23 protein-coding genes are annotated in these 25,391 nt (G+C 69.1%); 8 read left to right on the forward strand and 15 right to left on the reverse strand.

The genetic code is table 11. The annotated features are described in order from the left end of the window. The first annotated feature begins 10 nt into the window (after window positions 1-10). Window positions 11-1,609, forward strand: coding sequence for a long-chain-fatty-acid--CoA ligase (locus tag ABS78_RS15125; RefSeq protein ID WP_293380922.1), 1,599 nt, complete (start codon window positions 11-13; stop codon window positions 1,607-1,609). Window positions 1,610-1,654: 45 nt separating this feature from the next. On the opposite strand, the gene ABS78_RS15130 is transcribed toward ABS78_RS15125, so the two are convergent. From ABS78_RS15130 to ABS78_RS15170, 9 genes are all read right to left on the reverse strand, one after another. After that, window positions 1,655-2,140 carry a MarR family transcriptional regulator gene (locus ABS78_RS15130; protein ID WP_293380925.1) on the reverse strand — a complete coding sequence of 162 codons (486 nt, stop codon included), beginning with the start codon at window positions 2,138-2,140 and terminating at the stop codon, window positions 1,655-1,657. A gap of 58 nt (window positions 2,141-2,198) precedes the next feature. Beyond that, window positions 2,199-2,891 (reverse strand): alpha/beta fold hydrolase, encoded by a 693-nt coding sequence (locus tag ABS78_RS15135; RefSeq protein ID WP_293380928.1) that lies wholly within the window; start codon window positions 2,889-2,891, stop codon window positions 2,199-2,201. Continuing rightward, window positions 2,891-3,838: an NAD(P)-dependent oxidoreductase gene (locus ABS78_RS15140; RefSeq protein WP_293380931.1), complete on the reverse strand. Its 948-nt coding sequence runs from the start codon at window positions 3,836-3,838 to the stop codon at window positions 2,891-2,893. Before ABS78_RS15140 ends, ABS78_RS15135 begins: the two co-directional genes overlap by 1 nt. Further along, the gene (eno, locus tag ABS78_RS15145; RefSeq protein ID WP_293380934.1) at window positions 3,835-5,133 is read right to left on the reverse strand and encodes a phosphopyruvate hydratase; all 1,299 of its coding nucleotides are present in this window, start codon (window positions 5,131-5,133) and stop codon (window positions 3,835-3,837) included. Before eno ends, ABS78_RS15140 begins: the two co-directional genes overlap by 4 nt. Further along, window positions 5,130-6,134 (reverse strand): aminoglycoside phosphotransferase family protein, encoded by a 1,005-nt coding sequence (locus ABS78_RS15150; RefSeq protein WP_293380937.1) that lies wholly within the window; start codon window positions 6,132-6,134, stop codon window positions 5,130-5,132. The genes eno and ABS78_RS15150 overlap by 4 nt, the downstream gene beginning before the upstream one ends. Window positions 6,135-6,142: 8 nt before the next feature. Continuing rightward, window positions 6,143-6,526, reverse strand: coding sequence for a nuclear transport factor 2 family protein (locus ABS78_RS15155; protein ID WP_293380940.1), 384 nt, complete (start codon window positions 6,524-6,526; stop codon window positions 6,143-6,145). Window positions 6,527-6,555: 29 nt separating this feature from the next. After that, window positions 6,556-7,164 carry a VOC family protein gene (locus ABS78_RS15160; protein WP_293380942.1) on the reverse strand — a complete coding sequence of 203 codons (609 nt, stop codon included), beginning with the start codon at window positions 7,162-7,164 and terminating at the stop codon, window positions 6,556-6,558. 70 nt (window positions 7,165-7,234) lie between these two features. Next, on the reverse strand, window positions 7,235-7,879 hold the full coding sequence (locus tag ABS78_RS15165) for a carboxymuconolactone decarboxylase family protein (protein ID WP_293380945.1): 645 nt from the start codon (window positions 7,877-7,879) through the stop codon (window positions 7,235-7,237). Window positions 7,880-8,032: 153 nt separating this feature from the next. Beyond that, window positions 8,033-8,500: a MarR family winged helix-turn-helix transcriptional regulator gene (locus ABS78_RS15170; RefSeq protein ID WP_293380948.1), complete on the reverse strand. Its 468-nt coding sequence runs from the start codon at window positions 8,498-8,500 to the stop codon at window positions 8,033-8,035. 136 nt (window positions 8,501-8,636) lie between these two features. Between ABS78_RS15170 and ABS78_RS15175 the strand changes: the two genes are divergently transcribed. After that, on the forward strand, window positions 8,637-9,998 hold the full coding sequence (locus ABS78_RS15175) for an MFS transporter (protein WP_293380951.1): 1,362 nt from the start codon (window positions 8,637-8,639) through the stop codon (window positions 9,996-9,998). Between the two features lie 5 nt (window positions 9,999-10,003). On the opposite strand, the gene ABS78_RS15180 is transcribed toward ABS78_RS15175, so the two are convergent. Further along, entirely contained in the window at window positions 10,004-11,278 is a 1,275-nt protein-coding gene (locus ABS78_RS15180) for a Rieske 2Fe-2S domain-containing protein (RefSeq protein WP_293380954.1), read from the reverse strand. 112 nt (window positions 11,279-11,390) lie between these two features. Here ABS78_RS15180 and ABS78_RS15185 point away from each other — a divergent pair, with 112 nt between their 5' ends. From ABS78_RS15185 to ABS78_RS15200, 4 genes are read left to right on the forward strand one after another with little or no spacing between them, the layout of a single operon-like run. Then, complete coding sequence (locus tag ABS78_RS15185; RefSeq protein WP_293380957.1) at window positions 11,391-12,557, forward strand: Gfo/Idh/MocA family oxidoreductase; 1,167 nt, start codon at window positions 11,391-11,393, stop codon at window positions 12,555-12,557. After that, entirely contained in the window at window positions 12,554-13,546 is a 993-nt protein-coding gene (locus ABS78_RS15190) for an ABC transporter substrate-binding protein (RefSeq protein WP_293380960.1), read from the forward strand. The genes ABS78_RS15185 and ABS78_RS15190 overlap by 4 nt, the downstream gene beginning before the upstream one ends. A 7-nt stretch (window positions 13,547-13,553) precedes the next feature. Further along, entirely contained in the window at window positions 13,554-14,006 is a 453-nt protein-coding gene (locus ABS78_RS15195) for a MarR family transcriptional regulator (RefSeq protein ID WP_293380963.1), read from the forward strand. Then, window positions 14,003-14,710, forward strand: coding sequence for a glutathione S-transferase N-terminal domain-containing protein (locus ABS78_RS15200; protein WP_293380966.1), 708 nt, complete (start codon window positions 14,003-14,005; stop codon window positions 14,708-14,710). The genes ABS78_RS15195 and ABS78_RS15200 overlap by 4 nt, the downstream gene beginning before the upstream one ends. Here ABS78_RS15200 and ABS78_RS15205 read toward each other — a convergent pair. Next, entirely contained in the window at window positions 14,707-15,906 is a 1,200-nt protein-coding gene (locus tag ABS78_RS15205; RefSeq protein WP_293380969.1) for a pyridoxal phosphate-dependent aminotransferase, read from the reverse strand. The two genes, ABS78_RS15200 and ABS78_RS15205, sit on opposite strands and share 4 nt — an antisense overlap. A gap of 275 nt (window positions 15,907-16,181) precedes the next feature. Between ABS78_RS15205 and ABS78_RS15210 the strand changes: the two genes are divergently transcribed. After that, window positions 16,182-17,792 (forward strand): hypothetical protein, encoded by a 1,611-nt coding sequence (locus tag ABS78_RS15210; protein WP_293380972.1) that lies wholly within the window; start codon window positions 16,182-16,184, stop codon window positions 17,790-17,792. A gap of 21 nt (window positions 17,793-17,813) precedes the next feature. Here ABS78_RS15210 and ABS78_RS15215 read toward each other — a convergent pair whose 3' ends face one another. From ABS78_RS15215 to ABS78_RS15230, 4 genes are all read right to left on the reverse strand, one after another. Beyond that, window positions 17,814-18,332: a hypothetical protein gene (locus ABS78_RS15215; protein ID WP_293380975.1), complete on the reverse strand. Its 519-nt coding sequence runs from the start codon at window positions 18,330-18,332 to the stop codon at window positions 17,814-17,816. Window positions 18,333-18,550: 218 nt separating this feature from the next. After that, window positions 18,551-20,179, reverse strand: a complete 1,629-nt coding sequence (locus ABS78_RS15220; protein ID WP_293380978.1) for a hypothetical protein — start codon at window positions 20,177-20,179, stop codon at window positions 18,551-18,553. After that, window positions 20,176-21,426 (reverse strand): aminotransferase class V-fold PLP-dependent enzyme, encoded by a 1,251-nt coding sequence (locus ABS78_RS15225; RefSeq protein WP_293380981.1) that lies wholly within the window; start codon window positions 21,424-21,426, stop codon window positions 20,176-20,178. Before ABS78_RS15225 ends, ABS78_RS15220 begins: the two co-directional genes overlap by 4 nt. A 98-nt stretch (window positions 21,427-21,524) precedes the next feature. Then, the gene (locus tag ABS78_RS15230) at window positions 21,525-22,004 is read right to left on the reverse strand and encodes an Lrp/AsnC family transcriptional regulator (protein ID WP_293380984.1); all 480 of its coding nucleotides are present in this window, start codon (window positions 22,002-22,004) and stop codon (window positions 21,525-21,527) included. A gap of 285 nt (window positions 22,005-22,289) precedes the next feature. Between ABS78_RS15230 and ABS78_RS15235 the strand changes: the two genes are divergently transcribed. Further along, window positions 22,290-25,280 carry a TonB-dependent receptor gene (locus tag ABS78_RS15235; RefSeq protein WP_293380987.1) on the forward strand — a complete coding sequence of 997 codons (2,991 nt, stop codon included), beginning with the start codon at window positions 22,290-22,292 and terminating at the stop codon, window positions 25,278-25,280. Window positions 25,281-25,391 lie beyond the last annotated feature (111 nt).

Genomic DNA, 25,391 nt, shown 5'->3' on the forward strand with positions numbered 1-25,391 from the left:
GGAGGTGATGATGCAAGGCCTGATGCAGGACATTCCGCTCACTCTGGACCGCATCATCGACCACGCCGCCCGCTGGCACGGCGACCGCGAGATCGTCAGCCGCGACGCCGAAGGGCGGATGAACCGCACCACCTACGCCGCCGCCCACCTCCGTGCGAAGCAGGTGTCGAACGCGCTCAGGGCGCTGGGCGTCGGCATGGGCGACCGCGTGGCCACGATGGGCTGGAACGGCTACCGGCATTTCGAGGCGTGGTACGGCGCCGTCGGTATCGGCGCGGTGCTTCATACGCTGAACCCGCGCCTGTTCCCGGAACAGATCGCCTACATCATCAACCACGCCGAGGACCGGCTGATCCTGGCCGATCCCGCGTGCCGGCCGCTGATCGAGCAACTCCTGCCGCAATGCCCGACGGTGGAGCGGGTGATCTGGTTCGACGAGGATTTCGACGCCTGGATCGCGGGGCAGCCGGCCGAGTGCGCCTGGGGCGGGTTCGACGAGCGCACCGCCGCCGGCCTCTGCTACACCTCGGGCACCACCGGCAATCCGAAGGGCGTGCTCTACGGCCACCGCTCGAACTACCTGCACTGTCTTATGACGCTCCAGGCCGACGCCCTGGCGCTTTCGGCTCGCGACACCGTGCTGCTGGTTACGCCGATGTATCACGCCAACGCCTGGGGCGTGGTCTATTCGGCGCCCGCGGTGGGCGCGAAGCTGGTGCTGCCGGGCCAGAGGATGGACGGCGCCTCGGTGCACGAGCTGATCGAGACCGAAGGCGTCACCTATTCGGCCGCGGTGCCCACGGTCTGGCAGATGCTGTTGACCCATCTCAAGGAGACGGGCGGGAAGCTCTCGACGCTTCAGCGGGTGACGATCGGCGGGTCGGCCGTGCCCGAAAGCATGATCCGCACGTTCCGCGACGACTACGGCGTGGACGTGATCCAGGGCTGGGGGATGACCGAGACCTCGCCCCTGGCCACGGTCTCGATCCCCGACGCCCGGGTGGCGGCGCTGAGCGACGAGACGCAGCTCGCCTACAAGCTCAAGCAGGGGCGGCTGATCTGCGGCGTCGATCTGAAGCTGGCGGACGACGCGGGCCGCACGCTGCCGCACGACGGCAAGACCTTCGGGCGACTGATGGTGAAGGGGCCGACCATCGCCTCGGGCTATTTCCGCGGAGAGGGCGGCGCGGTGCTGGACGCCGAGGGCTTCTTCGACACCGGCGACGTCTCGACCATCGACCCGCACGGCTACATGCAGATCACCGACCGCGCCAAGGACGTCATCAAGTCGGGGGGCGAGTGGATCAGCTCCATCGAGGTCGAGAACCTCGCCGTGGGGCATCCGGCGGCCGAACTCTGCGCGGTGATCGGGGTGGCCCACCCCAAGTGGGACGAGCGGCCGGTCCTGCTGGTCAAGCTCAAGCCCGGCCAGGACGCGACCCGCGAAGACTTCCTGGCCTTCCTGGACGGCAAGATCGCCCGCTGGTGGACGCCCGACGACGTCGTCTTCGTGGACGACATTCCCCTGGGCGCCACGGGCAAGATCGACAAGAAGCTGCTGCGCCAGCGCATGGCGGACTATCGCCTCCCCGAATCCGAGAAGGCCTGACGTCGGATCGGGCGCTGGATTGGGGCGCCGGGTCGGAACCCAGGGTCAGACAGGCGCGTCCGACGACACGTCGTCCACCTCGGGGGCCAGGTTGCGACCCACGTGCTGCAGCAATCGCCGCAGCGTCAGGACCTCGTCTTCGGTCAGGCCGGCGAGGGCGATCTCGTTCACCTCGGCGATACAGGGCGCCAGGGTCTCGCGCAGGGCGCGGGCCTCGGGTGTCAGGTAGACGTGGGTCTTCCGCCGGTCTTCGGCGCTCTGACGGCGCACGACGAACCCGCTCCGCTCCAGGCTCTTCAGCGCGGTGACGGTGGTCGGCTCGCGCATGCCCACGCGCCGGGAAAGCTCGCGCTGGGTCAGGCCCTCCTCGCGCCACAGTACGCGCAGGAACCGCCACTGTCCGGCCGTGACCCCGTGGGGCGCGGTCCTGCGCTCCAGCGCCCGGGAGAAGTTCCGGAACGCGATCCGGGTCAGGTAGCCGATGCTGTTGTTGGGGTCGGCGTAGAGATCCGCCGTCGACTCCTTGCTCATGACGGTTCCTTCGCATCCAAACCGCCCCGCCGCAACGTGAGGCTGTGACCGACCCCGGTCAGGCGGCGCCGAACCACGTCGCAAGAAGGCGGGCGGTGGTCGCCGGCTTCTCAAGTGTCGTCAGGTGGCCGCAGTCCTCGATCACTTCAAGCCGCGCGCCGGGAACGCCGGCGACGATCTCGGCCTGATGCGCTTCGGTGGTGATGCCGTCCTGGCGGCCCCAGATGACCAGGGTGGGGCAGGCGATCTGTCCCAGGCCAGGGCGGCTGTCGGCCCGGCTCATGATCGCCCGCTGCTGCCGCAGGAAGGTCTCGGCTCCGGTGTCTCCTGCCATACCCCGCACGATGTCCAGCAGGGGGGCGTCCTCCCGGCGTGCGGGATGGACCAGGATGGGAATGCGCTCCTCGGCCACCTCGGCGAACTTCCCGGCCTCCACCAGCCGGATATAGCCCATGCGACGTTCGGTCTGCGCCGGGCCGTCGTTGGGCGCGAGGGTCGAGAGGAGGGCGAGACGGCGCACCCGCTCGGGCGCCTGGCGCAGGACCTCGAAGGCGACGAAGCCGCCCATCGCCTGACCCGCCAGGTCGAACCGGTCGGGGGCGGTCGCCAGCAGCCGCTGCGCCATGCCGGCTATGGTGTCGTCCTGTATATGGTCCGCCAGGACGACGTCGTGACGGGTCTTCAGGGCCTCGGCGGAGTCCCCCCACGCGGCGTGGGTCATGAGCTGGCCTGTGACGAGGACGACGGTCATCAGACCACCCGATTGACCAGAGGATCGCCGGCCCGCAGGCGGCGGCAATTGTCGAAGGCCACGTCCAGGCTGCGCCCCAGCGTCTCGGGCGTCAGCCAGGCGGCGTGAGGCGCCAGGACGACATTGGGAAGGGCGAAGAGCGGCGCGCTCGGGTCGACCGGCTCGGTCTCGAAGACGTCGAGCCCGGCGGCCGCCAGCCGGCCGGCGGCCAGGGCTTCGGCCAGCGCGGCCTCGTCGACCAGTTCCCCGCGCGCGGTGTTGATCAGGATGGCGCCGGGCTTCATGCGCGCCAGGGCTCCGGCGTCCAGGATACGCCGGGTCTGGTCGGTGAGCGGCGCGTGCAGCGACAGGATGTCAGCCTCAGCGAGCAGTGTCTCGAAATCGACAGCGCGCCCGACCGCGTCGGGCTTGGGGCTGCGGGCGGTGTAGACGACGTCCGCGCCCAGGGCCTTCAGCACCGGCGCCAGCCGTGTCGGCACGCCGCCATAGCCGAGGAAGCCCACGGTGCGGCCGGCGACCTCGCCGACGCTGTCGATCACGCCCAGATCCGGTCGCCAGCCGTCTCCGGCGCGCACCAGCGGGTCGAAATAGGTGAGGCGGCGCAGCGCGGCGAACATCAGCGCCAGCGTCATCTCGGCCACCGCCTGGCTGTTCGTCCCCGGCATGTTGGCCACGGCGATTCCGCGCGCCTTCGCGGCCTCCAGGTCGATGGTGTTCACGCCCACGCCCAGCTTCTGGATCAGCCGCAGGCCCGGCGCCTGGTCCATCATCGCGGCCGTCACGGGCTTCAGAACGTGCAGCAGCACCTCGGCGTCGGCGATCTCGCAGGCGAAGGCGGCCTCGTCGGCTTCGTCCACGGCGGCCCAGTCGAAGCCGTCGGTGAAGGCGCGCGTCTTCAGGTCGGCGACGAAGCCGGGACTGGCGCGGTATTGCAGGACGGCCTTCACGCCAGCGTCTCGGCGACCGAGGCGGGCAGGGCGCCCGCGCCCGCGAAGACCGCGTCGGCGCCCATCTCCTCTTCGATCCGGAGCAGTTCGTTCCACTTCGCCATCCGCTCCGAGCGGGTGAACGAGCCGACCTTGAGCTGGCCGGCGTCCCAGCCGGTGGAGAGGTGGGCGATGCTGACGTCCTCGGTTTCGCCCGAGCGCGCCGAGACGATGGCGCTCCAGCCGAGGGCGCGGGCGGCTTCGAGCGCGGCCTTGGCGCGCGACACCGTGCCGGCCTGGTTCACCTTCACCAGCACCGCATTGCAGGCGCCGGCCGCGGCCGCCTTGCGGACACGCTCCGCATTGGTGACCAGGAAGTCGTCGCCGATCACCTGCACACGCTGCCCGAACCGCGCAGTGGCGTCGGCCATGCCCGCCACATCGTCCTGACTCACCGGGTCCTCGATGGACAGGATCGGATAGCGCGCCGCCCAACCGGCCACGCGATCGACCATCTGGGTGGTGGAGAGTTCGGCGCCGTCCAGGGGCAGGCGGTAGCCGTCGCCGTGGCCCAGTTCGTTGGCGGCGACGTCCAGCGAAATGAAGACGTCGTGGCCGGCGCGCCAGCCGCTGCGGTCGATGGCGCGGGCCAGGGTTTCGAGGGCCTCCTCGTTCGAGGCGAAGAGGGGCCACCATCCGCCTTCGTCGGCGACACCGGCCAGTCGCCCGCTCTCCTCCATCAGGGCGCCGGCGGCGCGATAGACGTCGGCCGTGATCTCGAAGGCCTGCCGCACGGTCGCGGCGCGGGGGCACATGACCATGAAGTCCTGAACGTCCGTCCGGCGTCCGGCATGGGCGCCGCCGCCGAAGATCTGCACCTCGGGGAGGGGAATACGCACCCGCGCGTCGCCGGCCAGGTAGCGCCACAGCGGCAGCCCCTCGGCTGCCGCCGCGGCGTGCAGCGCGGCCAGGGACACGGCGACCGCGGCGTTGGCGCCCAGGCGCGCGAAGCCCGGCGTCCCGTCCAGGGTCTCGAGCGCAGAGTCGAGCCCGGCCTGATCGCGCACGTCACGGCCCGTGAGCGTGCGGGCGATCTCGCCGTTCACCGCCGCCACGGCGCGGTCCACGCCGAAGCCGCCGAACCGTTCGCCGCCGTCGCGCAGGTCCAGCGCCTCGTGGGCCCCGCGGGACGCGCCGGCCGGCGCCATCGCCCGGCCCCGCGCCCCACCGGCCAGCGTGACGTCGGCCTCGACGGTCGGGCGCCCTCTGCTGTCCCAGATCTGCCGGCCGCGGACGTGGGTGATCGTATGCTTCATCGGGCTCCCAGGTGTTGATGCAGGGCGTTCCGCACATCGGCGAACCGCCCGGTGTCGCGCGTGAGGACCGCGACGGCGGCCTCACGGACCGTCGCCTTGTCCCGCGGGTCCGTCAGGTATTCCACCGGCGACTTGCCGTCGACCCTGGCCAGCAGCAGGCCGGCGAGAAGGGGCGCGGCCCGGGCTTCCAGATCGCCGGGCGCCTCCCAGTCGACGCCGGCGAGATAGCCGTCGAGCAGGGCGCCGAAGGCCTCGGCGAAGGCGGCGGCGTGCGCGGGCTTCCACACCGCCTTCAACAGGAGGTGGTTGGCGCAGAAGGCGATGTCGAAGGCCGGATCGCCGTACCAGGCGCATTCGGCGTCCAGCAACACCGGGCCGGTCGGGCCGACCAGGATATTCTTGGGGCTGACGTCGCCGTGGACCAGGGCCAGCCGGTGCGACCGCGTGGTCTCGGCCAGGTTCCGGAGGCGCGGGGCGATGTCGGGATGGGCCTGCGCCGTGTGCTCGAGATAAGGAGCCAGACGCAGGGCGTCGAACAGCGGCGTCGTGTCGAACGCGGCCGCGATCGCCGCATCGCGGGCGGTCCGCGAATGCACGCGGGCCAGGCCGGCGCCAAGTGTCCGGGCAAAGGTGGGATCGACACGGCCGGCCGCCAGCTCGGCCTTCCACACCGGGTGATCGGCCGGCTCGAACCACGTCATGGCGAACAGGTGGCGGTCGGCGTCCTCGGCCAGGACGCGAGGCAGGACAGGCCCGCCCAGGTCGGCGGCCGCGCGCAGATAGGCCGCCTCATAGGCCGAGCGCTCGACCGGGGCCTGCCAGTCGGCGGCGACCTTGAGCTGTTCCAGGGCGCGCTTCACGCAGATCGGGCCGCTCGCCAGGTCGGCCCGGAACACGTCGCTGGACACGCCGCCGGACAGCGGCGTCAGGACCGGCGTCTCGTCGGCCCTCGCCAGTCCGGCCGCGCGCAGCCAGTCCAGGATGTCGTCCTTCCCCCCCATCCGGGGCGTCAGAACGTCTGGCGGAAGACCGCCACGTGGGCGCTGTCCAGGTATTCGTCCAGCCGCGCGATCCTGCCGTCGCGCAGGCGACAGATGATGGCGGCGGGCAGGCTCACGCGCTTTCCGTCCTTGCGGACGCCGCGCAGCACGTGCTGCTGCACGAAGCCGCCCGGGAACACCTCGACCCGCCGCTCGTCGTAGACCCGCTCGTCGATGCGCCCGACCATGCCCTTCAGCGTGGCCAGGTTCTCGTCGCGCGTCTGGATGGCGTCGTCGAAGTTGTGCCAGATCTCGACATCGGGCGTGTAGCTGTCGCCCACGGTCTCGACGTCGCCCTGCTCGATGGCGTCGAAGAAGCGCTTGGCGAACGCGCGCATCGCGGCGTCATCCATCCTCAAGTCCTCCCTGTCGGTCGTCCGCTCTATTCAGCGGGCTGCAGTTTGCGGCGCTTGGCCAGCGGGGTGATCACGCTTTCGTCCCGCACGCCGTCGGCCTTCATCGGCGCATGGGCCACGTCGTCGTCGTCGAACGGCTTGCCCACCCAGGAGGCGAACTCCAGGCACACGCCGTCGGGATCGAAGAAGTAGACCGAGCGCACGAAGACGTCGTCGGTCACCTCGGCGCTCGAGCCGCTCGGGGAATTGTCGTGGTTGAGGATGGGAGAGACGGTGATCCCCTTGTCCTGCAACTTCCGCACGTAGTCGTCGAACTTCTCGGCGGGCACGTCGAAGGCGATGTGGTTCATCGACCCATGCGCGCTCATGAAGTCGCCCTGGGTCGGGAGCGCGCTGGGCGCGGCGTGACCCGGTTGGGCCGGCGGCGCGTGCTTGAACCAGAAGAACGCCAGGCTGTCGCCGTTGCCGATGTCGAAGAAGAAGTGCTGCCCCAGGTCGCGGGGCAGGTCGATGGTCTTGGTCAGGGGCATCCCCAGGATGTCGCGGTAGAACTTCACCGTCTCGGCCATGTCCTTGCAGACCAGGGCCAGATGGTTCACGCCGCGGATCTCGAACTCGCTGTTGGTCTTCGCCATTGCGATCCTCCCTTGCGGAAAACTTACGTTGTTAGGGTTCTAAGCGTCAACTTTGTTGACGATGTGACTATCAGCTGCGGCGAGCGCCGCCCAGGAAGTCGCCGGCGTTGAAACTCTCGGGCGCGGCGATCTCGACGATCGGCTCCTCGCGGTTGTCGTACTCCATGCGCAGCGCCCGCGTGATCACGGCGTGCATGGCGTACAGCGTGGTGATGTAGGTGAACTCGAAGATCTCCTCGTCGCTCCAGAAGGTCTTCAGCTTGTCGAACACCGCCGACGGCGTGCGGCCGTCGCCCGCGGTCAGGCAGTCGGCGTAGGCCAGCACCGCGCGTTCCTTGTCGTCGAACACGTCCGAGACCGTCCAGTGCGGCACCGCGGCGATCTTCTCCTCCGAGACCCCCAGGCCCCGCAGCGACTTGCAGTGCTGGGAGAAGACGAACTGGCTGCCCTTCACCCAGCCGGCGCGGGTCTGGCCCAGTTCGCGCAGCACCGGGTCGATCTTGCGGTCGGGATGGCGATAGACCGCGAAGCCGTCGACGGCATGCTGGAAGATGTCGGGACAGAGGGCGAAGATGGTCCACCAGTCGCCGGGGGTTCCGGTCGCCGTGCCCGGGTTCGCCACCGGATCGCGGCCCTCTCCGAACAGGCGGTCATAATAACGGTGGATCACCTCTGCGGTCACTTCGGAGCGGGGAACCTGGCGGAGTTCGGGCATGTGTTCGTCCTTCGCTGTGTGTCGGCCCGGCGGCCGTATCGTTGGCGGGTGGGAAAGGAGAAGGCGCGGCTCGCGCCCGAGTCACCCCGATAATTTTTGTCGGTCCGCGGCCAAATTTTTGTCCGTCCCGCTCCCGCCGTCCGAGATGCGGTGTCAGGCGTCCGAGCCCGACAGCGGCGGATCGAACAGCAGCGGTGGGCCCCAGTCCCGCCCCAGGACGCGCGACATCTGGCGCAGGTCGTCCTCTCCGAGGCGGCGCGCCAGCTCCTCGGTCTGCATGCGGATCGCCTGCTGGGCGTCGATGTGCATCGTTTCGCCCAGGTTGGTCGGCGTGACGATCTTGACCCGTCGGTTGGTGGGATCGTCCGCGAGCGATACGATGCCCAGTTCGATCATCTGGTTGATTGTGGCGTGGATCGCCTGGCGGCTGACGCCCATGTTCCGCGCGATCTCGGAAGGACGATTCACGCCGAGGACGATGTGGGCCATCACCATCGACTGCGGGCGGGTCACCTTCGGCCAGCCCCGGGCCCGGAAGTAGTTCTGCAGGCTCTCGTCGCACCAGTAGAAGGCCTGCAACAGCGAGAGCAGGAGCGGCTTCGAATTTTCCTCTGACGCCACCTACGCCCGCCCCACGGTGTCCCTCCGGTTTCAGTGGGCCGGTTCCCCGGCTTTGTCAAAAGCGTTGACACTTCGCCCGAAGGCGCCGGCAAATCACTTCGACATCTAATCATATGAGCGGGGGAGGGAGTTCACGATGAGCGAAGAGGCCTTGACCGGACAGTCGTCGGCGGAGTCCGAAGCCGACGATGCGCCCTGGGCCCCAAGCGAGGCGTACGGCTTCTATGTGGTCGGCGTGTTGATGCTGGCCTACATGTTCTCGTTCATCGACCGCGTGCTCCTGAGCCTGGTGATCGACCCGATCCGCGCCGACCTCGGCCTGTCCGAGACGCAGATAAGCCTCCTGATCGGCTTCGCCTTCGCGGCGTTCTACACCTTGCTGGGCCTGCCCTTCGGGCGATGGGTCGACACGCGCGGCCGCCGCAACCTCATCGCCCTGGGCATCGCGCTCTGGAGCCTGGCGACGGTAGCCTGCGGTCTCGCCAACAGCTTCTGGCGTCTGTTCGCCGCACGTATGGCTGTGGGGGTGGGGGAGGCGACGCTCTCGCCGGCGGCCTACTCGATCATCCCCGACTATTTCTCGCCCCAGAAGCTGGGCCTCGCGATGGGCGTCTACTACTGCGGCGTCACCCTCGGCGGCGGCCTCGCCATGCTGGTGGGGGGCGTCGTGGTCCAGTGGGCCGCCGCCGCCGCGCCGGTGCTGCCGGTGGTCGGGCAGGTCGAGGCCTGGAAGGTCCCGTTCTTCATCGTGGGCTTCCCCGGCCTGCTCGTGGCGCTCCTCGTCCTGCTGACCGTGCGCGAGCCGCCGCGCCGCCTCGAAAAGTCCGGGGCCGCCTCGGCCGCCCCGCCGGTGCGCGAGGTGATCGCCTATGTCTGGGAGAACCGGGGCGCCTACGGCCCGGTGTTCGCGGGCTTTTCGGCGGTGGTGATCGGGGGCTACGCCTTCAACGTCTGGGGACCGGCCTATTTCATGCGGGTCCACGGCTACGATCCGGCCGAGGTGGGCGTGATCTTCGCCCTGGCGCTGGGGGTCTTCGGCACCCTGGGAGTCCTTTCGGGCGGCGTGATCTCGGACTGGATTTCACGCTCGGGCAAGCTGGACGCGCCGATTCGCGTCTCCATGTGGGGCGCGATCATCCAGGCTCCGCTCTTCGTGGGGGCCTACCTGTCGCCCTCGCCGATCGTGGCGGCGGTGCTGTTCATCGTGGCCATGTACTTCGGCAGCGTCTACGGGGGGCTCCAGGCCGCCGCGGTCCAGTCGATGACGCCGAACCGCATGCGGGGCCAGGTGGCCGCGCTCTACCTCACCATCGCCAACATGGTCGGCCTGGGCCTTGCGCCCACATGGACCGCCTGGATGACCGAGAACCTGTTTGGCGGGCCGCAGGGAATCGGCAAGTCGCTGGCGCTCACCACGGCCATCGCCGTCACCACGGGCGTCGTGCTCATGGCGCTGGCGCTGAAGCCGGCGGCGAAGCGGATCGCCGCGCTGAGATGAGGGGACTACTCCGCCGCCTGCCGGCTGCGGGCGTTCCGGGTGGTGAAGGTGCGCCAGTCCGATTCCCGCGTCACCACCCCCTCGAAGGAGGCCAGGTCCACCTGGCGGACCGACGCCGTCGTTCCGATGGCCGGTTCGCCCTTCTGGACGGCCTTGGCGGCGGCGACCATCTGGCGTCGGAACTGCACGATGGCCACGTCGGAAGAACCCAGGTGGTCCGCCGAGCGGTCGGCGATCGGGCCCATGGTCTCCCACATCGCCATGTCCTGCGCCGGGATGCCGTGGATGCCGGTGAAGTCCCCGGCCCGCATGGCCTCGCGATCCTGAAGGTAGCCGTTCTCCAGGTTGCGGACCTTTGTCCAGTCGGCGTTCAGGTCGACGCCGGGCACCGCGGCGCAGAACGTCCGCCAGCTGTCCTGGCTGATCCCCTTCGTGGGATGCCAGGCCACCCAGTAGAACATGCAGTTCACGTCATCGATCGGCACCAGCATCTGGGCCAGGTTGTATTTGTCGTTCGGCGGGATCAGCACCGTGAACGGAGCGATGAACACCGTGGTGCGGATGTAGACGTGCGTCTCCGGATTCACGATCGGCCGGCGGATCGCCGCATAGTGGAAGCCGTAGTCGGTGACCTCGGCCTCGAGGCGCGGCGCCTTGTCGTTCGACGGCCGGAGCCACGCGGTCTCGGTGGCGGTCGAGCCTTCGACCTCCGCGGTCGGCATATTGGTGGAGTGCAGGCTCGAAGAGTGGGCGGAATCGATCGCGCCTTCCAGCACCTGGGCCCAGTTGCAGGCCGCATGCATCTTCACGATCGAGACCTTCGTGTCGGGCTCGGGCGCCCAGGCCGGCGTCTCGAACGGCCGGACGGCGTCCGCTTCGCCCATCCACACCCAGACGAAGCCGCCCGCCTCGTGTGTCGGATAGGCCCTGGCGCGCAGGTTGCGCATGCGGCTGTCGGGTGGCTCGGACGACATGTCCACGATCTCGCCGTCGGTGGCGAACTTCCACCCGTGATAGAGACAGCGCAGGCCGCAGTCCTCGTTGCGGCCGAAGACCAGCGAAGCGCCGCGGTGGGGGCACTTCTCGTCCAGCACGCCCACGCGCCCGCGGGTGTCGCGGAAGACCACCAGGTCGACGCCCAGCAGGCGGCTCTTCACCGGCGCGCCGTCAGCCTCGACTTCTTCGGACATGCAGGCGGGAAGCCAGTGCTGGCGCATGATCCGGCCCATCGGGGCCTCACCTTCCACGCGGCACAGGAGGTCGTTGTCGGCGGGTCTCATGGGCGGTTCCGGGCGCTCTTGGGGGCGTCGTTGAAAAGACTTAGATATCGAAGTAATTACCTTCCGGAGGCCGCGGAGTCCAGTGCGGCCCCGGACACGTGACGGGAGCAGCATGACCGACCGCATCCTCCGTTTCGGGGTCATCGGCCTGTCGCGTGGATTCGTGCTGACCCGGCCGATGTTCCTGAAGGACCCGCGCGTCCGCCTCGTCGCCGCCGCCGATCCCCGGCCCGAGGCCCGCGCCGCCTTCGAGGCCGAGTTCGCCGGACGCGCCTACGAGACCGCGGCCGATCTGTGCGCCGATCCCGAGGTCGATGTGGTCTACGTCGCCTCGCCGCACGGCCTGCACGTGGACCATGCGACCGCCGCCGCGCGGGCGGGCAAGCACGTGCTTGTCGAGAAGCCCATGGCCCTGACCCTGGCCGACTGCCGCACCATGCGCGCCGCCGCCGCCCAGGCGGGCGTCCGCCTGCTGGTCGGCCCCAGCCACGGCTATGACGCGCCCGTCGTCCGGGCCGCCGAGCTGATCCGGACCGGCCGCTTCGGCGCGCTGCGGATGCTGACCCTCATGAATTTCACCGACTTCATGTACCGTCCCCGGCGGCCCGAGGAACTGGATCCGGCGGCCGGCGGGGGCGTGGTCTTCAGCCAGGCGGCGCACCAGGTTGACGTGGCCCGCCGCCTGGCGGGCGCGCCGGTGGCGAAGGTGCGCGCCCAGGCCCTGGGTTGGGACCCCGAGCGCCGCGCCGAGGGCGCCTACCAGGCCCTTCTGACCTTTGCGAACGGCGTTTCGGCCAGCCTCGTCTATTCCGGATATGGCCGCTTCGACACCGACGCTCTCGTGGGCTGGGTGGGCGAGCTGGGCCAGCGTCGCTCGCCCGACGACTATGGCGCCGCCCGCCGCCGCCTGACCGGCAGCGGTGACGAGGCCGAGCTGAAGCGCCTGCGCGCCTACGGTTCGGGAGCTGCGGCGGAACCCGAACGGGTGGGGCACGAACATTTCGGCTTCGTGCTGGCGAGTTGCGAGGGCGCCGACCTGCGGCCCACCGCCACCGCGATCGAGGTTTACGGCGACGCGCGCGAGGTGATCGACCTGCCGCCGGCCGAGGCGCCGCGCCAGGGTGTCGTCGACGAGGTCTGGGCCGCGGTGGTCGAGGGCCGCCCGGCCACCCACGACGGCGCGTGGGGCCAGGCCAACCTGGCCGCCTGCCTGGCCATTCTGGAATCGAGCCGGGAGGGCCGCGACGTCCTCCTGCCACATGGGGGAGACGAACCTTGAGCCGACTGCGCCTGACCCTGGCCTGCTGGGACTACGACCGCACCCGCGCCCTGGCCGACGGCCGGGTCCGTCCCGAAGGGATAGACCTCAACCTGCTGCCGCTGGAGGTGGAGGAGACCTTCTTCCGCATGCTGCGCGGCCGCGAGTTCGACGCCTCGGAGATGTCGCTCTCTTCGTACTGTGTCTCGCTGCTGCGCGACGATCCCGCGTTCATCGCCATCCCGGTGTTCCCGTCGCGGTTCTTCCGCCACTCCTGCATCTTCGTCTCGGCGAAGAGCGGCATCCGCGAGCCGAAGGATCTGGTCGGCAAGCGGATCGGTGTCCCCGAGTACCAGATGACGGCGCCGGTCTGGATCCGAGGCATCCTGGCCGACGAGTACGGTGTCGATCCCGCCAGCGTTGAGTACTTCACGGGCGGCGAGGAGGAGCCCGGCCGCGACGAGAAACTGAAGCTGGACCTGCCGTCGCAGTTCCGCGTGACCCCCATTCCGGCCGACAAGACCCTGTCGGCCATGCTGGCCGAAGGCGAGATCGACGCGCTGCACACCGCCCGGACGCCTTCGACCTTCTATTCGCGCCCCGACGACGTGAGCCGCCTGTTCCCGGATTTCGTGCCCGTGGAGAAGGCCTACTACCAGCGCACGGGCCTGTTCCCGATCATGCACGTCATCGCCCTGCGGCGGGACGTCTATCTCGAGAACCGCTGGATCGCGCGCTCGCTCTACAAGGCCTTCGTCGAAGCCCAGAAGGTCGCCTACGAAAACCTGCGGGTCACCTCGGCGATGATCTCCATGCTGCCCTGGCAGGTCGCGGCGGTGGAGGAGGCGGTGACCGAACTGGGCGCCGACTGGTGGCCCTATGGCGTGCAGGAGAACCGTGCGGTGCTGGACACCTTCCTGCGCTACCACCACGAGCAGGGTCTGTCGAAGCGCCGCCTGCAGGTGGAGGAGCTGTTCGCGCCCGAGACCTTCGAAGCGTTCAAGATCTGAGGCGGCCGTGGACCTCGCCTCCGAAGAAAGCCTGGGTTTCCAGGTGCGACGCTGCCACCGCGCCTTCGACCGGTTGCTGAACGCCCGCCTGGCCCGGCATGGCCTGTCGTCCGGCTTCTGGGGCTTCCTGCGGGCGCTCTGGCAGGAAAGCGGCGTCACCCAGGCGCGGCTGTCGCAGCTCAACAACGTGACGGCCCCCACGGCGGTCACGACCCTGAACGCCATGGCCCGTGCGGGCCTCGTGCGCCGCGAGCGCGATCCCGCCGACGGGCGCAAGCTGCACATCTTCCTGACGCCCCGCGGACGGCGGCTGAAGGAGGATCTCGTGCCGATGGCGCAGAGGATCAACGAGGCCGCCTCGGCCGGGATTTCGCCGGAGGACCTGCGCACGACGCTCCGGGTGCTCGATCGCATCAGCGCCAATCTCGCCCGCGAGATCGAACAGGAGGCCGCGCCGTGATCACCTTCTACGGCGGGCCGACGCCCAACGGCCGCAAGGTCGCGATCCTGCTCGAAGAGCTGGAACTGTCCTACGCCTATCGTGGCGTGGACATCCTGGCGGGCGACCAGTTCGAGCCTGGGTTTCTGGCGCTGAACCCCAACAACAAGATGCCGGTCATCGTCGATCCCGATGCGCCCGGCGGCGAACTGGTGCTCTGGGAGTCCGGAGCGATCCTCTGGCACCTGGCGGAGACGCGCGGCCGGTTCCTGCCCGTGGAACCGAGAGCGCGCGCCGTCTGCCATCAGTGGCTGATGTTCCAGATGTCGGGCGTCGGCCCGATGTTCGGCCAGAACGCGCACTTCAGTTTCTACGCCGAAGAGAAGCACCCCTACGCCATCGCCCGCTACGCCAACGAGGTGGACCGCCTGCTGCGGGTGCTGGACGAGCGACTGGCCGAGAGCCGTTTTCTGGCGGGCGACGCCTACACTATCGCCGATATCGCCACCTATCCGTACACCCTGCGCCAGGCCGACACGCGTCGGACCGAATGGGTCAATCTCGCCCGCTGGTCCGACGAGATCGGCGCCAGGCCGGCGGTGCGACGCGGCATGGATGTGGGGCGCGAAGAGCTGCGCAAGGAGACGATCGAGGGCGGGCTGGCCGGGCTTACCGACGATCAGCGCTCGATCCTGTTCGGAGCCCGGCAGTACCGGCGGCGCTAGCGGTCGGCGCGCAGGGCCGTCTCGAGGCGTTCCAGGCCCTTGGCCACCGAGGCGGCGTCGGCTCCGAAGCCGATGCGCAGATGGCCGGGCGCATCGAAGTATTCGCCGGGCGTCACCAGCACGCCGTGGTGTTCGTAGAGCTTCCGGGAGAGAGCCCGGGTGTCGTCGACGCCGGTGACGCGTGGGAAGAACATGCAGCCGTACGGAGGCAGTTCGCCCTCGATGAGGCCGGCCTCGGCCATGGCCTGGGCATGGCGGGCCACCAGCGGCCGGGTCTGCGCCAGTGACCGCTTCCAGTGGGCCTCGAACACCTCGCGCGCCTCGAGGACGTGGGCGGCCAGCGCGTGGGTCAGCTTCGAGACCCCCATGTCGCCGTCGGGCGCCGCCTCCCGGATGCGCGCCACCAGGGCGGGCGCGGCGGCCAGCCAGCCGAACTTCAGCGCGAACAGGCCGAAGACCTTGGTCAGGCTGGAGACCGTGACGATGTTGTCGGCCAGCCGGGCGGCCGGCTGCGGCGGAACGCTGGCGCCCTGCCCGGCGGGGCGGGTCGCGAAGTCGGCGTAGACCTCGTCCACGATCAGCGCCGCGCCGACGCGTCCCGCCACCTGGGCCGCCCCGGCGATCTCCGCGGGGCTGAGCAGGACGCCGCTGGGGTTGTGGAGGTTGGTGACGAGCACCGCGCGGGTCTGTGGGGTCAGTCGCCGGGCCAGGTCGTCGAGATCCAGGGCGAAGGTGGGCGCAGCGCGTCGGAAGCCTTCGACCTGTGCGCCGGCGTCCCGCGCGCTGCGGGTCAGGATATCGAAGCCCGGCTGTTCCACCAGCACATGCCCGCCGTCACTCGCGAGCGCCTTCAGGGCCAGGGCCAGAGCGCTGGTGGCGCCGGTCGTCGTGATCAGTCCGTCGGGCGACAGGCCGTAGCGATGCGCCAGCGCCTCGACGGCGTAGCGGTTGCCGTCGGCGAAGACGCTGACGTATCGCGGCGACACGCGAAGGGAAAAGGCGTCTCGAACGACCTCCATCAGATCGGCGGTGGGTTCCGAAATGGTGCTCTCGAAGAGGATGGCGGTGTCGGGGTCCGCTTCGCGAAGGCGCACGGCGCCCCGGACCCAGTCGGAATAGCTGGCCGCGTCGAACAGGGTATCGGCTCCGGCGCGACGCCGCGCTTCCGCTGCGCCGGGATGTTGGACGTTGTTCAAGTAGCGGTCCCAATGCGCGCGCGGCCGAAGTGCTGCAGCCTCTATAGCTTAGGCGCCGTGGGCGGAGTTTCTTTGCGATCTCGACCCCTGACGAGGGAAAATGCGCCGCCCCTATGCGCTTGCTTTTCGGGGTGAGCATAACTCATGCGGCAGGGGAGGGGCTCGGCGGACGGGGCGGGCGGCGGCGTCGGACGGCTGCACAACAACGAAAGGATAATTCGCGCGCGTGTGGCTAGGCTTGCCGCGTCAGACCCGTCTCCGGAGCCATCCCGCCGATGAAGCGCCCGCTGTTCCTCGTCGCCCTAGCGGCCGTCCTGTCGCTTCCGGCGGAGATCGCCGGCGCGGCGACCGTCGAGGCGTCGGCCACAGAGCCTGCCACGGCGGCGCCGGTTCCCCGGATTTCGGCGACCCGGAACGCGGGGGTCTTCGGCGGCCAGTCGCTGCGCTACACGGCCACCGTCGCCGAAGTGGTGGTGAACGATACCGAGGGGCGGCCCGTGGGCCTGGCCACCACCATCGCCTACGTCCGCGACGGGGTGAGGGACCGGGCGAGGCGGCCCGTCATGTTCCTGTTCAACGGCGGCCCCGGCGCCTCGTCCTCGCCGCTGCACATGAGCGCCATGGGCCCTTACATCCGGCCCAAGGCCGCGCCGGGAGATCGGGCCAGCGGCGGCTGGGCGCCCAATCCCGCCAGCCCTCTGGACGCCGTGGACCTGGTGTTCATCGACCCCGTCGGCACGGGCTTCTCGCGCACCCTGCCGGGCGCCGACACCAAGGCGCTCTACAGCACCTCGGGCGACGCCGTCGCGGCGGCGCAGGTGATCCGCGCCTGGTTGAAGGCGAACGGCCGCGAGGCCTCGCCGCGCTTCCTGGCCGGCGAGAGCTACGGCACGACGCGGGCCGCCCAGGTCGTCCGCGCGAACCCCGATCTGCGCTTCGACGGCGTGCTGCTGATCGCCATGGCGGCCGAGAGCCCCGGTCGCGAGATGCCTCATGTGGTCAGCCTGCCCACCATGGCCGCCGGCGCCTGGAGTCACGGGAAGATCGACCGCGCCGGCCGAACGGTGGACCGGCACTTCGACGACGCCGTCCGGTTCGCCCGCACCGATTACGTCAGCGCCCTGATCCAGGGTTCCAGCCTGCCGCCGGCCGAGCGCCGGCGCGTCGCCGAGCGTATGTCGGCCCTGGTGGGCCTGCCGGCCGACCTCATCGAAGAGAAGAACCTGCGTCTTTCGAAGAACGACTGGATGTTCAACGTTCTGAAGGATCGGGGGCTGCGCACCGGCCTGCTGGACGTGACTATCACCGCGCCGCTGGAGCCGGGGCAGGACGGGGCCATCGACGACCCGGCCCTGGGCGTCGTGCCCCGCCGCGCGGCCGGCGCGCCCGCCGGCCCCCCGCCGTCGCCGGCCGCCATCGGGCCGGTGGAGAGCCCGGTGGTCGGCCGCTACCTGACCGAGGTGCTGAAATACCCCGGCGTCGGGCCGTATTACGGTGTGAACTTCGCGGTGAACGCGGCCTGGACGCACGAGCGCGGGCTGAACCCCTTCGAGGGCCTAGCCCAGGCGATGCGGGCCGACCCCGCGCTGCGGCTCTTCTGGGCCGCCGGCTACTACGACCTGACCACCCCGGCCTACGCCGGCCGCTACACCCTGGACCAGGTGGGCGTGCCGCCCGGCCAGCTCACCGCCGCCTACTTCGCCGGCCCGCACGGCGTCTACGAGGGCGAAGAGAACCTGAAGCGGTTCACCGACGCGGTGCGGGCGTTCGTGGCGCGTAGTGGGCTTCATCGCCCGCGGCGCTGTGAGGTCTCAGCGCTTACGCAACAACATCGGGCGCCGACTTTCACCGCCCGGTCGGCAGCGGACTCCGCCGACGTCGCTTGAGGGTCGCTAGCGGACACGTGCTCACTTCCTTTGAGGAAGCCGCCCTGCATCGCCAATAAGCCTCTCAAGGTGAGCAACTGCCGCATGGGCAATCCCGAAAATTGACGTGTCGGGCATTAGCGACCCCAGGTGCTCCGTCGGCGGCGTAAAGGTGTGGCCCGAACGGCTATCGGTGATTGCCTTTGGGGTGCCCTTCAGAGCAAAGTAGATGACCTCGCTGGGATCGTGCGTATTGCGGAAGGTCACATCTCCATTCGGCTCGAAGGTTACATCAACTTCAAGCCTAAGGCCCTCAACCACCCGAATGTCGTAGGCGTGTTCTATAGAGCGTTCGATACCATGCTCCTCCGCGTTGCGAGCATACAATACGAAGCTCAACAGCGGGTCTGATCTTTGCTCACCGAGCACGCGTGCGAACCATCCCTCACTCGTGGAATCGCCCTTCGCCCCCGCTCCGAGCTTGGCAAATACGAGCCTTGTGGCGACGAGGAAATTTGCCCAACTATCGTCCAAATCCGAAAATTTTCTCGCCTTTTCCATTTCTATGAGAGAATTCTTTGCGCGCCTCAGGCGCGCTTCAGCCTACTGTAGAGCGACAGTCTTCATCCATTACGTATCGCGAAGCCCGCCGACGCTAGCAAGCAAACGACTCAAGATCGCCTAAGGATCGTGAACCGTCATCGCCTTCTGGTCTCGAAGCTGACCTCACCTAAATCGCGACGGTGGCCCGTCCGGTCTTGCAAAGACCCCGGCCCGACCTACTTCGACGCCGCCCGGATCAGCGTGCGGACGTCGTCGGCGAAGGCTTCGGCGGTGTCGCCCAGGTAGAGCATGTGACCCGACGCATAGCGGCGCAGCATGACGCGGTCGGCGGGGAGGCCGGCCTGCTGAATCTCGTACTCGGCCGGCGCCGTGTGGGTGGCGAGGTCGTAGTAGCCCGAGGCCACCAGAACCCGCATCGTCTCGTTGCGACGCATGGCGACGGCCAGGTCCGTCGCGAAGCTCTGGCCCGGCGGCACGCCCGTCCGGTTCCAGTTCCAGGCGGGCAACAGGTCCTTCCAGACGATGGCGCCGTAGGGCCGCTCCATGCGGATCTTCAGGTCCTCGGACGCCATCTGGTGGAAGGCGGCGACGAAGCCCGGGACATAGCGGCCCATCGCCGGATCGTCGCCGACCGGATCGCCGCCGCTCCCGGCCAGGGGCAGGGTGTAACGGCTGTCGTAGACGCCCACCTGCAGGCCCCGGTCGGCCAGCAGCCGGCGCGAGAACTCGGCGTCGGAGAGGCGCAGCGACTTCGCCCAGACCTCGGGCGCCAGGCCCGTGTAGCCGGCCAGGCGTGCGGCCATCGCGTCGCGCTCGGCGACGGAGAGCTGGCCCGCGCGATCCCGCTTCAGCGCCTCGGCGTAGTCGCCCTGGGCGAAGGCCCGAACCTCCTGGTGGAAGGCCTCCAGGCTGCGGCCCCTGCGGTCGATGCGCTCGTGATACCAGGCGGTGTCGGCCAGGGCGGGCAGTTGCAGCGCCTGACGCACCTCGGCCCCGCCCGCCTCTCCGGACGCGCCGCGCGCGCCCAGCGTGGTCCCCAGCAGCACGACGCCGTTCAGGGTGACGCCGCGCATCAGGCCCACATACAGAGGCCCGCCCATCAGCGCCCGCGGCAGGACGGCGGCCCGGATCGAGCCGTAGCTCTCGCCCATGACGAACTTGGGCGAACCCCAGCGGCCATGTTCGGTCAGCCACAGCTCGATGAACTGGGCCACGGTGTCGGCGTCTTCGTCGACGCCCCAGAAATCGGCGGTGGAGCCTTTGCCCACGACGCGCGACCAGCCGGTGCCGACAGGGTCGATGAACACGAGGTCGGCCACGTCCAGCACGCTGTAGGGGTTGTCGGCGACGCCGAAGGGCGGCGTGTTGGACGGGTTCACCTCGCGATCCAGGACGACGCGGCGCGGCCCCACCACGCCCATGTGCAGCCACAGCGACGACGAACCCGGCCCGCCGTTGAACACGAACATCACCGGCCGTCTGGGGTCGCGCGGCCCGTCCCGGAGGTAGGTGAACGAGAACAGCGAGCCGATGGGGTCGCCCGCGCGGTTGTACAGGTAGGTCTCGCCGGCGATCGAGGTGTAGGCGACCTTCTGGCCCTTCACGGCGATCGTGCGCTGGGCCGTGAACCGCTTCGGCGCGGCCAGGGGCTCGACCGGGCCGGGCGGCGTCGGCCGCGACATCGGGATGGCGAAGGGGCCGGCAGCCTGTGACGGTGCGGCCTGTGACGGTGGGACCTGTGTCGGAGGAGATTGCGCCGGCTGGGATGTCTGGGCGAAGGCCGGCTGCACGGCCAATGAGACTCCAGCCAGGGCGACTGTGGCGAGGAACAGGGCCGTCTTCATGCGGGCGGAACCTTGGGCAGGGCTTCGAGCAGCCGGTCGACATCGTTCATGTCGTTGAACACCGAGAGCGAGACGCGGAAGCGGTTGGCGCCCACGGTCATCCGCACGCCGGCCCTGGCCAGGGGCTCGGCCAGCCCGGCGCGGGCGTCCTTCAGCGCGAAGGCGACGAGGGGCGTGCGGCTGCCCTCGGGCGTGAGCGGGCGGTAACCGCGGCGACGCAGCTCGCCCTGGATGGCGTCGGCCATCGGCTGCCGCCAGGCCTGGATCGCCGGCACGGTCAGATCGTGGATGAAGCCCAGGCTGTGTTCGAGCTGGACGACCCCCGTCCACGATGTCGTGCCCATGGCGAACAGGCCCTCGGCGCCCTTGGCGTGGCCATAGTCCGCCGGACGTTCCCCTGGAGGATCAAAGGGGTAGAGGTGGGTCTGAAAGCGTCCGCCGACCTGATGATAGCCCCACCAGGGGCGTTCGATCCGATCCCGGACCTCGCGGCGCACATAGAGGAACGCCAGGCCGAAGTCGCCCATCAGCCACTTGTAGGACGAGCAGGCCGCGAAATCGACGCCGCTCGCCCGCAGGTCCAGCGGGGTCGAGCCCGCGCCGTGGACGATATCGGCGTAAACGAGGGCGCCGTGGGCGTGGGCGATGTCGCACACCCGCTTCAGGTCGTGCTCGAAGCCGTTGACGGTCGAGACGTGGCTGAGCGCGACCAGCCGCGTGCGGGCGTTCACCGCCGCCTCCAGCGCGGCCATCTCGATCCGTCCGTCGCCGGTCATCGGCAGGGTGACGACGTCCATCCCCGCCTTCGCCAGTTCGCCGTAGGTGTAGAACGAGCCGAAGAAGTGCAGGGCGTCGGTCACGATCCGCCCGCCGCCGCGCGGGACGCCCAGCGCCGCCAGCACCAGATTCTCGCCCATGGTCGTGGACTGGATGAGGCAGAGTTCGTCCGGCGCCGCGCCCACCAGGGCGCCGAAGCCCTCGATCGCCGCGCGTTCCTTGGCGCCCATGTCGTAGCCGGTCCATGTGGCGTCACGGGTCTTGAAGCGCAGGTACTCCTCCAGCGCCGCCCTGGCGCCGAGGGGCATCGGATGGGTGGAGCCGGAGTCGAGATAGACGTAGGGCATCTTCGCGAACGCCGCCTTCGCCGGCAGCTTCGCGGTGACTCCCGAGGCATCGGCCGAGGCGGCGTGCGCGACCGCCGGGACTGTGGCGGCGCCGGCGACCAGGGCTCTGCGGGTGACGTCCATCGAGGCTCCTTGCCGAGCGCAGGCTAGCGGGGGGCGGCCGAATTATCCTTCCGAAGTTGAAGTCCGGCCTGGTCGGCGGCGAATGATTTATCCAACCCTCATCGGAACTGCCGTGCGGTGAGCGGCACCGCCATCGTGCTCTTCTGGGCCGACAGCGTCACGATGGAGCGCACGTCCACGACGCCTGGCAGCTTCAGCAGCACCGAGAAGATGAAGTCCTGATACCAGGTCACGTCGGGCGCCAGGATCTTCATCATGGCGTCCATCTCGCCGAAGACGGTCCAGCATTCGAGGATTTCAGGTATGCTGTTGATCGCCCTATAAAACTGGGCTCGCTCCTGTTCGGTGAGGGTGGTCATCTTCACCTGGGCGAAGATCTGCATCTTGAAGCCCAGCTTTTCCTGGTCGACCACGGCCACCACCGCCTTGATGTAGCCTTCCTCCCGCAGGCGCTGGATGCGCCGCCAGCAGGGCGACTGCGACAGCCCCACCCGCTCTGCGAGTTCGCCGGTCGACAGCGACGCGTCCCGCTGCATGATCTCCAGTATTTTGATGTCGATGGCGTCCAGGGCGGGCATAGAAATCTCTCCTTAGGGTGCGCCCGCGCATAGCGGTTGCACGTCCAGCCTGTGTCAAGGCAGAGACGCGTTGCTGGTTCGGGATCCACGGGTGGCGCCGGGGGCGCATTGGCCATGCGCCCGGTTCCGACAGGCTGCATGATCAATCTGTGTCGGCCGGACTACGGTTCCAAGAACGAAAAGAAAAACCGGCGGGCCGGTCCTACCGTTCGAAGAGGGCAGGGGTCCGGCTGGGGACACGCGTAAACGCGGCTTCGGCGCTCACGTCACACCTGGGGGAACAGGATGAGCGGCAATTCCATTCGCGGGCGGATGCTGGCGTCGACGGTGCTCGGCGGGCTGATGCTGATCGGCGCCGAACCGGCGATGGCTCAGGCTTCGGAGACGGGCGCCTCCGAGGTGGGCGAGATCGTCGTCACCGGGTCGCGCATCCGGCGGGCCGAGACCACCACCGACGCGCCGGTGACGGTCCTCGACGCCCAGACCCTGACCGATCGGGGCTTCATCCAGGCCGGTCAGGCGATCAACGAACTCACCGCCAACATGCCCCAGTTCTCGATGGCGGCCGGCAGCGGTTCGGCGGCGGGCAACGGGCAGCAGTTCCCCAACCTGTTCGGTCTCGGCGCGGGGCGCACCCTCACGCTGGTGAACGGACGCCGGTTCGTGACCACCTCGGCCGGCGCCGGCGCCGGCGCCGGCGCGGGTGAGCGCGTCGTCGACACCAACACCATTCCCACGGGCCTGATCCAGCGCGTGGATATCTCCCAGGCCGGCGGCGCGGCCGTCTATGGTTCGGACGCCATCGCGGGGGTCGTGAACTACATCCTGAAGCAGGACTTCGAGGGCCTCGAGTTCGACGCCCAGTACGGCATCAGCTCGCGCGACGACTACCCGCAGTACAGCATGCGCGCCACGGCGGGCCGCAACTTCCTCGACGACCGTGCGAACGTCGCGATGAACGTGGAATGGTCCAAGACGCGCCCGCTCTACGACTACGACCGCCCGCGCTCGAACCTGGGCCGGGTGACGATCTCCAACCCGCGCAACACCGGTCCGGCCGACGGCATCCCGGGCGTCACCGAGAACCTCAACACGCGGTTCGTCAGTTTCAACGCCAACGGCGTCCTGTTCAATCCGGGTCCGCCCTTCGCCAGTTCGATCTACCGCGTGAACGGCGTGCCGCAGCAGTTCAACGCCGCGGGCACGGGCCTCGTCCCCTACGACATCGGCAATCTGCTCAACAACGCCGTGCCGCCTTTCACCAGCGGCGGCGATGGAAACCCCTACCAGGAGCTTGCTGCACTTTATGCCGGCGTCGAGCGCTGGAGCGGCACGGTCATCGGTCACTATGACATCACCGACCGTGTCAAGCTGTCGGGCGAGCTGCTGTTCGCGCGGGTCGAGACGCGCGACCCCTATGGCAACCAGGCCAGCAACACCGTCCTGAACAACGCGGCCAGCGGCGCGGGAGCCATCTCGATCTCGCGCACCAACCCGTACCTGTCGCCGGCCGTCCTGGCCGTGATCGGCCCGGCGGGCGCGCCGCTCTCGTTGTCCAAGTGGTGGAGCGACCTGCTTCCGACGCGCGAACAGAACTACCAGACCGACACGGTTCGCGCGCTGGTCTCGCTGGACGGCGACTTCGATCTCGGCGACCGCAACTTCTACTGGAGCCTCTCGTTCAGCCACGCCGAGGCGGACGGCAGGATTCGCGGCTACGGCGTCTACACGGCGCGCTTCAACAACGCGATCAACGCGGTCCGGAACGCCCAGGGCCAGATCGTCTGCGGCATCAACGCCGACGCCACGACGGCCAACGACGACCTCGCCTGCGCCCCGATCAATCCGTTCGGCGTCGGCAACGTGAGCCCCGAGGCGCGCCTCTACGCCACCACCCAGATCGGTCAGGACTACCTCAACACCCAGGACGATTTCCTCGCCACCTTCGGGGGTGACCTGTTCACTTTGCCCGCCGGCAAGATGAAGTTCAGCTTGGCCTATGAGCACCGTGAGGAGAAGGCCAAGTTCGTCCCGCTTCAGTCGATGCAACGGGGCCTGGTCGGTTCCCAGGTGCCGACCCTGGCCTCGGGCGGCGCCTACAACACCGACGAGTTGTCGGGCGAACTCCTGGTGCCGGTCCTGGGCGGGGACTTCTCGCTGCCCTTCGCCCGTACGGTCGAACTGAACGGCGCCTATCGCTACGTCGACAACTCCATCGCCGGCAAGGAAGACGTCTGGGGTGTGGGCGGTCGCTGGGAAGTGGTTCGGGGCTTCGCGTTGCGGGCCTCGCGCAGCCGTAACTTCCGCGCGCCCAACCTGGACCAACTCTTTGCGCCCCAGCGCACTGTGCTCGCCAACTCGGGCAACGACCCCTGCGACGCCGACCGGATCGCCGGCGGCCCGAACCCGGCCGTGCGTCTGGCGAACTGCCAGGCTCTGTTCGCGGCCAACCCGGGTTACGGTCCGCTGGCCACCTTCCAGAACCAGTCCGAGAATTTCTCGCGCGCCCTCGTCACCTCGGGCGGCAACCCCGATCTGCGCAACGAGATCTCCAAGACCTGGACCTACGGCTTCGTCTTCCAGCCCAGCTTCATCCCGGGCCTGACCATCGTCGCCGACCGGGTCGAGGTCGATCTGAAGGACGGCCTGTCGGCCTTCACGCCGCAGAGCTTCATGGCGACCTGCTACGACAGCGCGCCGCAGCCGGCCGACATCTGCGCCACCTTCACCCGCGACGCCGACGGCAACACCGCGACGGCGCGCTCCACCACGTTCAACGCCGGCCGGATCACGTTCCGCGGCGAGGTGTACAACATCAACTACACCTTCCCGATCGGGCGCTATTTCGACGATCGCGACCTGGGCGAGCTGGAACTGAACCTCGAAGCCACCCGGATCGAGAAGTACGAGATTTCGGTGACGGGCGTGGACCGCACGCGGGTCGACAACACTTCGTCCACGCCCGACTTCGGCCCGTCGCCCGACCTGTCGATGCGGCTGGATGCGCGCTATCGTAAGGGGCCGTTCCGCTTCAGCTACTCGATGAATTACCTGTCGCCGGTGAAGCAGACCTACACCTCGACGATCGAGGACACCCCGACGCCGACGATCAAGGAGAACATCCGACACAACGTGTCGGCCTCGTACGACTATCTCAACTACACTTTCCGCGCCGGGGTCACGAACCTCACGGACGAGGAGCCCTCGTTCCCGACGCGGAACTATGGGGACATCCTGGGGCGGCGGTACTTCGTGGGCCTCCGCGCCAGCTTCTGAACCGCGCGGCCTTCCCCCCGGATCGCGCGCAGAGGCGGCGACGACGCATCCCACGCGTCGTCGCCGTTTCCCGTTTTCCCCCGGGGGCGGAGAAGGGGCGGGGAGTATCGC

It is taken from the genome of Phenylobacterium sp. SCN 70-31 (genome assembly GCF_001724605.1).
Classification (GTDB): Bacteria; Pseudomonadota; Alphaproteobacteria; order Caulobacterales; family Caulobacteraceae; genus Phenylobacterium.

What these genes read in the sequence shown, in the direction of transcription:
- ABS78_RS15130 (WP_293380925.1), bottom strand. Translation starts at nt 2,140, where the DNA reads ATGAGCAAGGAGTCGACGGCGGATCTCTACGCCGACCCCAACAACAGC.
- ABS78_RS15210 (WP_293380972.1), top strand. Translation starts at nt 16,182, where the DNA reads ATGAAGCGCCCGCTGTTCCTCGTCGCCCTAGCGGCCGTCCTGTCGCTT.
- ABS78_RS15230 (WP_293380984.1), bottom strand. Translation starts at nt 22,004, where the DNA reads ATGCCCGCCCTGGACGCCATCGACATCAAAATACTGGAGATCATGCAG.
- ABS78_RS15150 (WP_293380937.1), bottom strand. Translation starts at nt 6,134, where the DNA reads ATGGGGGGGAAGGACGACATCCTGGACTGGCTGCGCGCGGCCGGACTG.
- ABS78_RS15220 (WP_293380978.1), bottom strand. Translation starts at nt 20,179, where the DNA reads ATGAAGACGGCCCTGTTCCTCGCCACAGTCGCCCTGGCTGGAGTCTCA.
- ABS78_RS15185 (WP_293380957.1), top strand. Translation starts at nt 11,391, where the DNA reads ATGACCGACCGCATCCTCCGTTTCGGGGTCATCGGCCTGTCGCGTGGA.
- ABS78_RS15235 (WP_293380987.1), top strand. Translation starts at nt 22,290, where the DNA reads ATGAGCGGCAATTCCATTCGCGGGCGGATGCTGGCGTCGACGGTGCTC.
- ABS78_RS15165 (WP_293380945.1), bottom strand. Translation starts at nt 7,879, where the DNA reads ATGCCCGAACTCCGCCAGGTTCCCCGCTCCGAAGTGACCGCAGAGGTG.
- ABS78_RS15125 (WP_293380922.1), top strand. Translation starts at nt 11, where the DNA reads ATGCAAGGCCTGATGCAGGACATTCCGCTCACTCTGGACCGCATCATC.
- ABS78_RS15215 (WP_293380975.1), bottom strand. Translation starts at nt 18,332, where the DNA reads ATGGAAAAGGCGAGAAAATTTTCGGATTTGGACGATAGTTGGGCAAAT.
- ABS78_RS15175 (WP_293380951.1), top strand. Translation starts at nt 8,637, where the DNA reads ATGAGCGAAGAGGCCTTGACCGGACAGTCGTCGGCGGAGTCCGAAGCC.
- ABS78_RS15225 (WP_293380981.1), bottom strand. Translation starts at nt 21,426, where the DNA reads ATGGACGTCACCCGCAGAGCCCTGGTCGCCGGCGCCGCCACAGTCCCG.
- ABS78_RS15180 (WP_293380954.1), bottom strand. Translation starts at nt 11,278, where the DNA reads ATGAGACCCGCCGACAACGACCTCCTGTGCCGCGTGGAAGGTGAGGCC.
- ABS78_RS15160 (WP_293380942.1), bottom strand. Translation starts at nt 7,164, where the DNA reads ATGGCGAAGACCAACAGCGAGTTCGAGATCCGCGGCGTGAACCATCTG.
- eno (WP_293380934.1), bottom strand. Translation starts at nt 5,133, where the DNA reads ATGAAGCATACGATCACCCACGTCCGCGGCCGGCAGATCTGGGACAGC.
- ABS78_RS15135 (WP_293380928.1), bottom strand. Translation starts at nt 2,891, where the DNA reads ATGACCGTCGTCCTCGTCACAGGCCAGCTCATGACCCACGCCGCGTGG.
- ABS78_RS15155 (WP_293380940.1), bottom strand. Translation starts at nt 6,526, where the DNA reads ATGGATGACGCCGCGATGCGCGCGTTCGCCAAGCGCTTCTTCGACGCC.